9 protein-coding genes are annotated in these 12133 nt (G+C 60.0%); 4 read left to right on the forward strand and 5 right to left on the reverse strand.

What is annotated here, in order from left to right:
- The 4 genes from ABY948_RS07300 to ABY948_RS07315 form a co-directional block, all read right to left on the reverse strand.
- On the reverse strand, positions 1-161 hold a 161-nt coding region (locus tag ABY948_RS07300), incomplete at its 3' end, for a biotin/lipoyl-containing protein (RefSeq protein WP_461481873.1).
- Between the two features lie 23 nt (positions 162-184).
- Positions 185-2839, reverse strand: a complete 2655-nt coding sequence (gene aceE / locus ABY948_RS07305; protein ID WP_461481866.1) for a pyruvate dehydrogenase (acetyl-transferring), homodimeric type — start codon at positions 2837-2839, stop codon at positions 185-187.
- 241 nt (positions 2840-3080) lie between these two features.
- Complete coding sequence (locus ABY948_RS07310) at positions 3081-5897, reverse strand: insulinase family protein (RefSeq protein ID WP_461481867.1); 2817 nt, start codon at positions 5895-5897, stop codon at positions 3081-3083.
- A 40-nt stretch (positions 5898-5937) separates the two neighbouring features.
- A complete protein-coding gene (locus ABY948_RS07315) occupies positions 5938-7008 on the reverse strand; it encodes an AI-2E family transporter (RefSeq protein WP_461481868.1) in 1071 nt (356 codons plus the stop codon).
- A gap of 206 nt (positions 7009-7214) precedes the next feature.
- On the opposite strand from ABY948_RS07315, the gene ABY948_RS07320 reads away from it, so the two are divergent.
- Positions 7215-8666 (forward strand): M48 family metalloprotease, encoded by a 1452-nt coding sequence (locus ABY948_RS07320; RefSeq protein ID WP_461481869.1) that lies wholly within the window; start codon positions 7215-7217, stop codon positions 8664-8666.
- Positions 8667-8713: 47 nt separating this feature from the next.
- On the opposite strand, the gene nadA is transcribed toward ABY948_RS07320, so the two are convergent.
- Positions 8714-9796: a quinolinate synthase NadA gene (nadA, locus tag ABY948_RS07325; RefSeq protein ID WP_461481870.1), complete on the reverse strand. Its 1083-nt coding sequence runs from the start codon at positions 9794-9796 to the stop codon at positions 8714-8716.
- A gap of 175 nt (positions 9797-9971) precedes the next feature.
- Here nadA and ABY948_RS07330 point away from each other — a divergent pair, with 175 nt between their 5' ends.
- The 3 genes from ABY948_RS07330 to ABY948_RS07340 all read left to right on the forward strand — a co-directional run.
- A complete protein-coding gene (locus ABY948_RS07330; protein ID WP_461481871.1) occupies positions 9972-11015 on the forward strand; it encodes a CNNM domain-containing protein in 1044 nt (347 codons plus the stop codon).
- A gap of 134 nt (positions 11016-11149) precedes the next feature.
- Positions 11150-11494, forward strand: a complete 345-nt coding sequence (locus ABY948_RS07335) for a metalloregulator ArsR/SmtB family transcription factor (protein ID WP_461481874.1) — start codon at positions 11150-11152, stop codon at positions 11492-11494.
- Positions 11495-11546: 52 nt separating this feature from the next.
- Positions 11547-12133, forward strand: a 587-nt coding sequence (locus ABY948_RS07340; RefSeq protein WP_461481872.1) for a glyceraldehyde 3-phosphate dehydrogenase NAD-binding domain-containing protein, incomplete at its 3' end; no start/stop codon positions are given.

The raw sequence follows: 12133 nt of genomic DNA on the forward strand, positions 1-12133 counted from the left end.
CCCGCCCGGGTGCTGGGCACGTCCATGGTGGCCTTGTCTGACTCCAGCACAATCAGGGATTGTTCCAGCTCGACCCGGTCGCCCGGCGCCACACACAGCTCGATCACTTCTACGGTCTCGGCTCCGCCGAGGTCGGGTACTAGAATGGTTTCGGCAGTCACTGTCTCTGTGTCTCTTCTCGTTATCAGCAGCTCAGGGGGTTGGCTTTGTCGGGGTCCAGACCGAAGTCCGCGATCGCCTTGGCGACCAGCGCTTTCTCGATCTGCCCCTCGTCGGCCAGGGCCTTCAGGGCGGCAACGGCCACGAAATAGCGATTCACCTCAAAGAAGTGGCGCAGTTTCTCGCGGCTGTCGCTGCGGCCAAAGCCGTCGGTACCCAACACATGGTAGTGGGCCGGGATAAAGGCGCGCAGTTGTTCGGTATAGCTCTTCATGTAGTCCGTCGCCACCACCACCGGCCCCTGGCGATCAGCCAACTGTTCGGTGATATAGGGCACCTTGGCTTCCGCCTCCGGGTGCAGCAGGTTCCAGCGCTGGGCGGACTGTCCCTCACGGGCCAACTGGTTGACGCTGGTCAGGCTCCAGATATCGGCCGCCACGCCAAACTGCTCGCGGAGAATGTCCGCCGCCGCACGCACTTCGTTGAGAATGGCGCCGGCACCCATCAACTGGACCTTGAGTTTGGACTCGGCGCCCGCCGCAAACAGATACATGCCCTTGATAATGCCTGCCTCGACACCCTCTGGCATGGCCGGCTGCAGGTAGTTTTCGTTCATGGTGGTGATGTAGTAGAAACAGTTTTCCTTGTCCTGGTACATCGCCCGCAGGCCGTCCTGCATGATCACCACCACTTCGTAGCCGTAGGCGGGATCGTAGGTGCGGCAATTGGGAATGGTGTTGGCCAGCAGGTGGCTGTGACCATCCTGGTGCTGCAAACCCTCGCCGTTCAGGGTGGTGCGTCCGGAAGTGGCGCCGATCAGGAAGCCGCGGGCCTGCATATCACCCGCCGCCCAGGCGAAGTCGCCGATGCGCTGGAAGCCGAACATTGAGTAGTACACATAGACCGGGATCATCGGGCAATCGTAATTGCTGTAGGCGGTGGCCAGCGCCATCCAGGCGGACATGGCACCGGCTTCGTTGATGCCTTCTTCAAGGATCTGGCCGCGCTTGTCTTCCTTGTAGTACATGATCTGGTCGCGATCCTGGGGCACGTATTTCTGCCCCGCCGAGGAATAGATACCCAGCTGGCGGAACATGCCCTCCATGCCGAAGGTGCGGGCCTCATCGGGCACGATGGGCACCACCCGCTCACCGATATCCTTGTCTTTCACCAGCGAGCCGAGCATGCGCACAAAGGCCATGGTGGTGGAAATCTTGCGTTCGCCACTGCTTTCCAGCAGTTTGCTGAACCCATCCAGGGACGGAACCTGCAACGCCTCGAAATCGGGGCGACGGCTCGGCACCGGCCCACCCAGGGAAGCGCGGCGCTTTTTCATGTAGACCATTTCCGGGCTGTCTTCCGGCGGACGGTAATAGGGCACTTTTTCCAGCTCATCGTCCGGAATGGGGATGCCGAAGCGGTCGCGGAAATGCTTGAGGCCCTCGAAATCCAGTTTCTTGATGGAGTGGGTGTCGTTGGCGGCCTCACCGGCGCCGATTCCCATACCGTAACCCTTCACGGTTTTCGCCAGAATGACTGTCGGCTGCCCCTTGTGGGCCATGGCTTCCGCGTAGGCGGCGTAGACCTTGTAGGGATCGTGGCCGCCGCGGTTCAGGTACATGATGTCCCGGTCGCTGAGGTGGGCCACCATTTCCTTCAATTCGGGATAAGCACCAAAGAAGTGCTCGCGGGTGTAGGCGCCGCCATTGTGTTTGTAATTCTGGTAGTCGCCGTCGCAGGCTTCATCCATGCGTTTCTGCATCAGGCCCGTCTCGTCCTTTTCGAACAGCGGGTCCCAATGGCGACCCCAGACCACCTTGATAACATTCCAGCCGGCACCGCGGAACACGCCCTCCAGTTCCTGAATGATTTTGCCGTTGCCTCGCACCGGGCCATCCAGTCGCTGCAGGTTGCAGTTGACCACGAACACCAGGTTTTCCAGCTCTTCCCGGCCGGCCAGCGAAATGGCCCCCAGGGTTTCCGGCTCGTCGCACTCACCGTCGCCGAGGAAAGCCCACACCTTGCGATCACCCCGGGGCGCCAGTCCGCGGGCGGACAGGTAGCGCATCACGTGGGCCTGGTAGATGGCCTGCAGCGGACCGAGACCCATGGACACCGTCGGGAACTGCCAGTAATCCGGCATCAGCCAGGGGTGGGGATAGGAGGACAACCCCTTGCCATCCACCTCCCGGCGGTAATTGTCCAGCGCCTCTTCGTCAAAGCGGCCCTCCAGGTAGGAGCGCGCATAAATACCCGGCGCACTGTGCCCCTGGAAATAGATCAGGTCGCCCAGCTCTTCACCCTCGTTGCCGCGGAAGAAATAGTTGAAACCGATATCGTAGAGGGTGGCGGAAGAGGCAAAGGAAGCGATGTGGCCACCGATGCCCTCCTCGGGATTCTTGTTGGCCCGCATCACCATCGCCAGCGCATTCCAGCGGATCATCGAGCGGATGCGCCGCTCCATGAACAGGTCGCCGGGCATGCGTTTTTCACGGGTGACGGGGATGGTATTGCGGTACGGGGTAGTAATCGCCGAGGGCATACCGACACCCGTGGCGGTGGCCCGGGCCAGCAGTTTTTGCAACAGGTAAGCCGCCCGTTCCGGCCCCTGGTATTTTAATACAGAATCCAGTGATTCGAGCCACTCCTGGGTCTCGATAGGATCCATATCTTCGTGCATGTCCAGTACCTTTCTATTCTGTAGTTATCTTGGTAACGGGAATCGACCCCTATCACTATAGATCATCCCCGCTTAACGAATTTGCGGTTTTTTGGCGTTCCGATGGAATGTAGTATAACTACATAAAAAAGGGCTTTCAACTGCGAATTTACCCGAACGGGAATCCGTTGAAAGCCCCAAATTAACAAACTATCTATATGTAATATATGCGTTTTTTTCATTTACACAAAAGATAGTTTTATTACATATTTTTTGGTGGGAGCCGATATATTTTTCGTTTTCCATCAAAACCCAGTCCCGACATGAAGCTGCCCTGGGTGCTGTCCAGCTGTATTGAATAGCCGGCATCGCGCATCACCTCACGGTAGGTGGTCCGCATGTCGGGCAGCCCCATCCGCTCAACCGCGGCAATCAACTGCTGGCGCCGACTGAAATCGTAATCCCGCAGATCGATGCTGCCCCAGTAGCGGGCGGACTGCTCTGCCAGGCTCTTCGGCTTTTCCTTCAGCCCCGTCAGAAGGGCGGCGCGGTGGCGCTCAAACTCCTCGTCGGTCATGGCATCCATCACCTTGTCGAAGTCCGCCAAAAACGTCTCAATGGCTCCCTCGAGCTTGCTCACAGGGGCGACCGGTGACTGCACCAATAACCCGAAACCCGGTACCCGGTCGAGCCCTTGATCCACCGCGGCCACCACATAGCCCAGCTGCTGCTGGGTGCGCAGTTCATGGAAGAAAGGCGCCTTGATGATCTGCCGCAAAAACAGGTAACGGGCTGTCTCGTCGACGGAATCACTGCGACCCTGGTAGTAGCGAAGGAGGCCTGCATCCCGGTGCTCAATGGCCATCGGCACCTGAATTTTCTCGCCGGGCAGCACCTGGGTGATGCCCCGCTCCGCCCAGGCAAGCGGTTGCTCCGCGACCAGCCGCTCGACGGTTGTCGCGGCCAGTGCGTTCACGTCATCAGCAGCCAGGTTGCCACTGGCCAGCATTTCCATCGACGCCCCCTGGTAGAACTGCCCCACAAACTGGCGAAAACTCTCTATATCAAAGGATTCCAGGGCATCGGCCAATCTGGCGGGCTGCCAGGCGTTCACGTCCAGCAGGTAACCGGTTTCCCGCATCAACTGCAGATAGGGGGTGTCCTTGTCGCTGTTGCGCCAGCGGCGGATCAACTCCTGCCGCAGCCGTTCGATCAGCGCGTCCGAGGTATCCGGTTTCAGCAGTCCTGCCGTCACGGTCTCGACCAACAACGGCAACTTGTCGTCGAAACCACTAAACAGCAGCCCCACACCGTCGGCGCGGCGGTTGACGCCATAGCGCAGTCCCGCCAGGGCCGCCTCGTAACTGGTTTCGTTGAGGGTCTCCTCCACCGCCCGCACATACAGGTCGGTCATGGCGGCCTCGCGAACCCCGCTGACCCGGGGTGTCTTGAGGGCGATGTACAACTGGGCCTTCGGCACTTGAAAGAAGCTGTCGCCATAGTGCCAGAGCCGGTATCCGGGACGATCCGCCAGCAGGGCAGGCCTGGCGGGTTCGGCCGCCTTTTGCGGATACTTCAGTGCAAAATTGTGCGGCACATAGGGGTTTGCCTCCGGCAGGGACAGCGGTTCGGCATCGGCGACATCCGCGGAAATTGCCGGCAACGGCGACACCCCGTAGGGCACCTGGTATTTTTCGGTTTCCCGATCCGTCTTCACCTCCGGCGCCATCAACATCACCATGGCGTTGTCCGGCCGCAGGTAACCGAGCACGCTGTTCAACAGGGCCTCGTCGTAATGATCCATGCGATAGGGCCCGCGGATGACGTCGGCATAGGGGTATTCCTGCAGATTGGTCGCCAGGGCACTGACGCGACTGACCGGATCCTTCAGCTCCATATAACGGAACTGCTGATCGGCCAGGGCGCCCTGCTCTTCGAACCGCCAGCGGGCCACGCCCTTGCGGGCAACCAGGTCGATCTCTTTGTAGACCAGGGCGAGCACCTGCTGCCAGTGCTCATATCCGCCGGGGGTCAGGCCGATGGTGATATCAAAGCTGCTGCCGCTGAGGTCGGAAAGGCCTTCACCGGCGCGCAGGCTCTCCGCCCAGCCCAGGGATTTCAACACCCCCAGCAGGCTGCCCCGGCCCTCGTGACCGATCAGGTTGCCGAGGTAACCGAGCGGTTTTTCCCGATCATAATCCGCCACAGCGGGCATCGGGAAAGACAGGGAGAGTTCGCGCAGTTCGCGAACCGGCTGCATGGTCACCAGCGACGGCAATGCACCGGTTTGAAACAACGGCTTGCCATGCACCGGTTTCGCGCTGTCAAAGTTGGGCACTTCCTCGAAGCGCTGCCTGACCATACTTTCCAGTTGATCCAGGGGCGACGGCGCGAGCACGACCAGTGCCATGCGATTGGCCGAGTAATGGGCCCGATAGAAAGCCAGCAGGTCCTCCCGCAACTTGCCGTCACGATCGGCCAGGGTATCCAGGTTCCCGACACTGAACTTGGCGGCCGGGTGCTCCGGATTTACCACCTGGCTGAACACATCCATCTGGCGGCGGTAATCATTTTTAATGCGCGCCTTGTACTCGGAGTGCACCGCGTTTTTCTCCCGTTCCACGTATTCAGCGTTAAACAGCGGCGCCACAAAAAAACGCGAGAAACGCTCCAGCGACGCCTCCAGATCAGCGGGATTGATATCGAAAAAATAATTGGTGTGCTCAAAGGCGGTATAGGCGTTGTGCTGGCCGCCATGCTCACTGATAAACGCCTGGTACTCGTCTGGCTCCGGGAATTTGTCGGTGCCGAGGAACAACATGTGTTCCAGGAAGTGGGCCAACCCCTGCCGCTCCCCGGGGTCACTCGAACTCCCGACAAACACATCCAGGGCAGCGGCCGCCTTATCCGCTTGCTGGTCGGAGACCAGCAGCACCTGCAACTGATTGGGCAACACCAGATAGCGGTAGGCGGAGGTGTCGCTTTCACTGCGCGCAATGTCCTCTCGGGGCGCCAGCACATCGCTCAAGGCGGGAACAACAAACAGCAAACAAACAAAGGCAATAGCAATTCTTTTCATGGCAATCCGTCTTATTGGGTAAAACTGTTTAAAGCGAGCGTTACTCGGACAGTGGCGCGCGGTCATCAGTTCGCGGCCAGGCGTTATAAAGCGCCTTGACCAGGGTCGCCAGGGGAATGGCGAAGAATACTCCCCAGAAGCCCCAGAGACCGCCAAACACCAGCACGGCGAGGATGATGGCGATGGGGTGGAGATTCACCGCTTCGGAAAACAGCAGCGGCACCAGCACGTTGCCATCCAGGCCCTGGATGATGCCGTAGATCATCACCAGCCAGAACAGGTCGCCGCCCCAGCCCCACTGGAAAAACGCCACCACCGTCACCGGGAAGGTCACCACCACGGCACCGATATAGGGGATCACCACCGACAACCCCACCAGCAGCCCCAGCAACGCGGCGTACTGCAGCCCCAGGATCAGGAACGTCACATAACTGACCACCCCCACCACCAGGATTTCAATCGCCTTGCCGCGCACATAGTTGGCCATCTGCAGGTTCATCTCGTGCCAGATACGCCACATCACCGGACGCTCCCGGGGCAACAGCGAGGCCATCAGACCCAGCAGCTCATCCTTGTCCTTGAGCATGAAAAACACCAGCAGCGGTACCAGCACCAGGTACACCATCATCACCACGATACTGGGGAAGGTACTGAAGGAAAAACTCACCAGCCGCTCCGCCATGCCCGCCACCTCCCGCGAAGCCTGGCTGAGGATATCCTTGAGCTGGGCTTCGGAAATAATATGCGGGTACTTTTCCGGCAACAGCATCAATACGCCCTGCCAGTGCTTCACCATGGCGGGGAGTTCCCCCGCCAGGTTGGCGGCCTGGCGACCGATCAGCGGCAGCAATACCACCAGGATCGCCAGGAATATGCCCACGAACATCAGGAACATCAGGGTGACCGCCAACAACCGGGGGACCCTCCATTTCACCAGCCGGTTGACCCCGCCCTGTAGCAGAAATGCGAAAATAATCGCCGCCAGGAAAGGCGCCAGGATCGAACCCATGGTCACCATGACCACCAGCGCCACCGCCAGCATGAAGGCCAGCAATACCGCCTCCTCCTCGCCGAAGTAGCGGTTGACCCAGCTTCCGAGCACTTTCCACATAGCCACACCCCGACAAATGACAGACACCTGAATGAAGAGGCAGATTACGTAATCCCCCGGTATGCATCAAGGACCAGGGGTCAACGTTTTCAACGCGGGAACGTTTTTCTGCGCCAATAGCACGAATGCCCATGAATTTGGTCATAGAGATACGTTACCATCCCCACAAATCATGCTATTCCGGCAAACCTACGGATTTTTACCCTGTGTTCATCAGATATCTCACCCAGTTAGTTAGCGCGGCCCTGCTCTCCACCCTGCTGGCCGCCACCACACAGGCAAACAATATTGAACTGCCCTCGCTGGGGGACACCTCCTCCGCGGTCATCTCGCAACAGCAGGAATATGAGCTGGGCCAGGCCTGGTTGCGCGCCTATCGCAGCCGCATTCCGGAATACGACGATCCGCAACTGCACAGCTACCTGGAGGAACTGCTGCTCAAGCTGTCCGCCTACAGCCAGCTGCAGGATCACCGGCTGTCCCTGGTGGCCATCAACAACCCCACCATGAACGCCTTTGCGGTGCCCGGGGGCATTATTGGCGTGCACCTGGGACTGTTTCGCTACGCCAAATCGGAACACCAGCTGGCTTCCGTCCTGGCTCACGAATTGGCGCACTTGAGCCAACGGCACTTTGCCCGGCGCGTCGCCGAGCAGCGCAAAAACGCTACCACCACCATGGCGGGGATGCTGGCCAGCCTGGTGCTGGCCGCCACCGTGGGCGGCGATGCGGGCATGGCCGCCATGACGGCCACCCAGGCCGCCAGCCTGCAGAACTCCCTCCGTTACAGTCGCCAGAATGAGCAGGAGGCGGATCGCCTCGGCATAGAGACGATCTATGCCGCCGACATGGACCCCAGCGCCGTGGGCGCCATGTTTGAGGAAATGCTGCGGGCCACGCGCTATACCGGCAGCAAACCGCCGGAATTCCTGCTCACTCACCCGCTCACCGAAAGCCGCGTGGCCGATGCCAACAGCCGCATCGCCCAATACCCGATCAAACACTACCCGGACAATGTCGAGTACCACCTGATGCGGGCGCGGGCAATGATCGCCATTGACGGCAGCCCGGCCAAGTCACTGGACCGCTTTCAGAGCGAGCTGAATGGCGACACCCTGAACCGGGAAGCCGCCCGTTACGGTACGGTTCTGGCCCATGCCGAGCTGGGCGAATACCGGAAAGCGCGCGAAGGTCTGGCCCTGCTACTCAAGGAATCACCAAATCGCCTGACCTATCAGCTGGAGGACATCAGCCTCGATCGCCAACAAGGGCAATTTGTTAATGCCATCGAAAAAAGCCAGCAGTTGCTGCGCACTCATGCCAACAGCTACCCGTTGCGGATGTCGCTGGCGGAAACCTACCTGAAAGCCAACCGCTATACCGAATCGGAACAGCTGTTGCGCGCCCTCACCCTGGATCACCCGGATACGTCCTACGTCTGGTTCCAGCTGGCGGAGGTCAGCGGCCTGGCGGGAAACATCGCCGGCGTCCACAAGGCTCGCGCCCAGTATTACCTGCTCAACGGGGTGTTTGACAAGGCGCGGGAACAGTTTGGCTACGCCCGCAAGCTGCTGATCAACGACTACAAGGAAGTAGCCATCATCGACCAGCAACTGCGCGACCTGGCAGACCTTGAAAAGAAAATGGAAAACTTCTGACAACACCCCGGCAGCCGCCGGGGCATCCAAACCGGGGCGAACAGGCCCTAGCGCGGTTCCGCCGCCAGTTGCTGCTCGCGGAAATCCAGCATCCGTTGCAGTGACCGCATCGCCTGCTTGCCGACTTCCGGGTCCACATGGATCTCATTACTGCCCTGTTCGAGTGACGCCATCAAGTTCTGCAGATGGTTCATTGCCATCCACGGGCAGTGGGCGCAGCTCCGGCAGGTGGCTCCCTCACCGGCGGTGGGCGCGATAATCAGCTCCTTGTCCGGCGCCGCCTGCTGCATCTTGTAGAAGATGCCGCTGTCGGTGGCGACGATCATCTGCTTGTTGGGCAGGGTCTGGGCGGCCTTGATTAACTGGGATGTGGAACCCACCGCATCGGCGATCTCCACCATTGCCTCCGGGGACTCGGGATGCACCAGAATGGCCGCATCCGGGTACAGCTTCTTGAGACTGGCGACGCCGCGGGATTTGAACTCCTCGTGGACAATACAGCTGCCGTCCCACAGCAGCATGTCGGCGCCGGTTTTCTTCTGCACATAGCTGCCCAGGTATTTGTCCGGGGCCCAGAGAATCTTTTCGCCGCGGCTGTCCAGGTAGTCCACCACGTCCAGGGCGATACTGGAGGTCACCACCCAGTCGGCGCGGGCCTTTACCGCCGCCGAGGTGTTGGCGTACACCACCACGGTGCGGTCCGGGTGCTGGTCGCAAAACGCCGTGAAATCCTCGGCCGGGCAGCCGATATCCAGGGAGCAGGTCGCCTCCAGGGTCGGCATCAGCACAGTTTTTTCCGGTGTCAGGATCTTCGCCGTTTCTCCCATAAACTTGACCCCCGCCACCACCAGGGTTGAGGCGGGATGGGTGCTGCCGAATCGCGCCATTTCCAGGGAATCCGAGACAATGCCGCCGGTTTCCTCGGCCAACTGCTGGATCACCGCATCGGTGTAGTAGTGGGCGACGATGACGGCATTTTTCTCCACCAGCAGCCGCTTGATCCGGTCGCGGTAATAAGCCTCTTCCTCCGGGGTATAACGGGGCTCATCGTGCATCTGGTTGAGGTAATTTTCGACAATCTGGCGGTGGTCGGATTCATTGGCGATATGGAGCTTGCTTGACTGACTCATAGGTGGGGACTGACTGACTAATACCTGTTTCAATTCTAACACAGAAGCCAACGGCCTTTTTGCCCGCGTCCTCCCTTCCAGCGACAAATATCTGCGCCAACTGCGGCCATGGCAGCAGTCATAGGGGCTACAATTTTCTCTTCATAAGTACCGAATTGCCCACTACAGTTTCATCATGACCTCGCTGCTGATCTATCTGGCTATCGCCATCGGCATCTCCTTTCTCTGTTCGGTTCTGGAAGCCGTGCTGCTGTCCGTCACACCGATGTTTGTGGAACAGACGCAATCGGCCAACCCCGTATCCGGCAAGATGCTGTCCAGGGTCAGGGAACAACTGGACGAATCCATTTCCGCCATCCTGATTGTCAATACCTTCGCCCACACCATGGGTGCGGCGGGCGTCGGCTCCCAGGCCGTCAAGCTCTACGGTGCCCACTGGGAAACCCTGATTGCCGTACTCCTGACCCTGGCCATCCTGTATTTCTCGGAAATCATTCCCAAGACCCTGGGCGCCACCTACTGGCGCAGACTGGCCATTCCCTGCGCCTATCTGATCGCCGCGCTCACCCGTCTGGTGTACCCCCTGGTGTGGCTCGCCACCCGTCTGACCAAGCTGTTCAGCCACCACGACCACGAGATTACCCGGGAGGAAATCATCGCCCTCGCCTCCCTGGGCAGGAAAGGCGGCACGCTGCTGAACCGGGAGAATGAATACGTCTCCAACGTGCTGCGCCTGCGGGATGTCAAAACCGAGGAAATCCTGACGCCGCGAACCGTGACGCACATGCTGCCCCAGTCCACCAGTGTCAAGGAGGCGCTCGACCAGCCCGCCACCCGGGAATTCACCCGCATCCCCGTGTTCGACCAGGGCATTGACGACATTACCGGAAAAATTTTCCGCCTCGACCTGTTTGAGGCGGAACGGGCCGGTCGAGGGGATATACCCCTGTCGGAATTGGCCAAGCCCATCTTTTCTGTTTCGGAAAAACTGCCGGTGCAACAGCTGCTCGACCTGTTTATCAAACACCGGGCCCACCTGTTCCGGGTGGAGGACGAATTTGGCCAGACCGCCGGCATCGTCACTCTGGAGGACGCGGTGGAAACCCTGCTGGGCAGGGAAATCGTCGACGAAACCGACCGCGTCGCCGATCTGCAGGAACTGACCAAGATCAAATATCGCGAGCGCCTCAGGGACCAGAAACAGGGCGACGACCAGTAACCCCCTCCCACTCCTCACCTCACTACGTCAGCGCCCTCCCCCGGCTGCTTATCGCAATAATATTCGATATTCCATATATATGATTTTTCAAATATACTCATCAGCCACTGATGACTGCCCAACGGGACCACGCCATGAACCCGGTTCAATTCTTCAAATGCCTCGCCGATGAAACCCGCCTGAGAACCTTGATGCTGATCGAACGCGAAGCTGAGCTCTGCGTCTGCGAACTCACCGCGGCGCTGGGGCAGAGCCAACCGAAAATTTCCCGCCACCTAGCGCAACTGCGCCAGTGCGAACTGTTGCTGGACCGGCGCCAGGGACAGTGGGTGTTCTACCGGCTCAACCCGTCCCTGCCGGACTGGGCCAGGGACGTGATCGATGGGGCCAGCCGGGCCAACGGCGACTTCCTGGCGGACAGCCTCCACAACCTCTGTCGCATGGGGGAGCGCCCCGAACGGGCCAGAGCCTGCTGCTAGGTTTGCCCCGAGCAGCGCACCCAAATCCACTTACCACCGAGGACAGATAACGATGACCATCAAAGTAGGCATCAACGGGTTTGGCCGCATGGGGCGGCTGGCCCTGCGCGCCGCCTGGCAGAGCGATGAGCTGGAATTTGTGCAGCTCAATGATCCCGCCGGCGACGCCGCCACCCTGGCCCACCTGCTGAACTTCGACTCCGTGCACGGCCGCTGGCAATTCGAGGCGTCCGCTGACGGCGATGACATTTTGGTGGACGACCGGCGCATCCGCTGCAGCCGCAACAAGACCATCGCGGAAACCGACTGGTCCGGCTGCGACCTGGTGATCGAGGCCTCCGGCAAGATGAAATCCAGCCAGGTCTTGCAGGCCTATCTGGACCAGGGCGTCAAACGGGTGGTGGTCACCGCCCCCGTCAAGGAGGAAGGGGTGCTCAACGTGGTCATGGGGGTCAACCACCAGCTCTACGACAAGGCGCGCCACCCCATTGTCACCGCCGCTTCCTGCACCACCAACTGCCTGGCGCCGGTGGTCAAGGTGATCCATGAGCAGTTGGGAATCCAGCACGGCTCGATCACCACCATCCACGATATCACCAACACCCAGACCATCCTCGATGCGCCACACAAGGATCTGCG

This window comes from Porticoccus sp., assembly GCF_041592135.1.
In the GTDB taxonomy this organism is placed as follows: Bacteria; Pseudomonadota; Gammaproteobacteria; order Pseudomonadales; family Porticoccaceae; genus Porticoccus.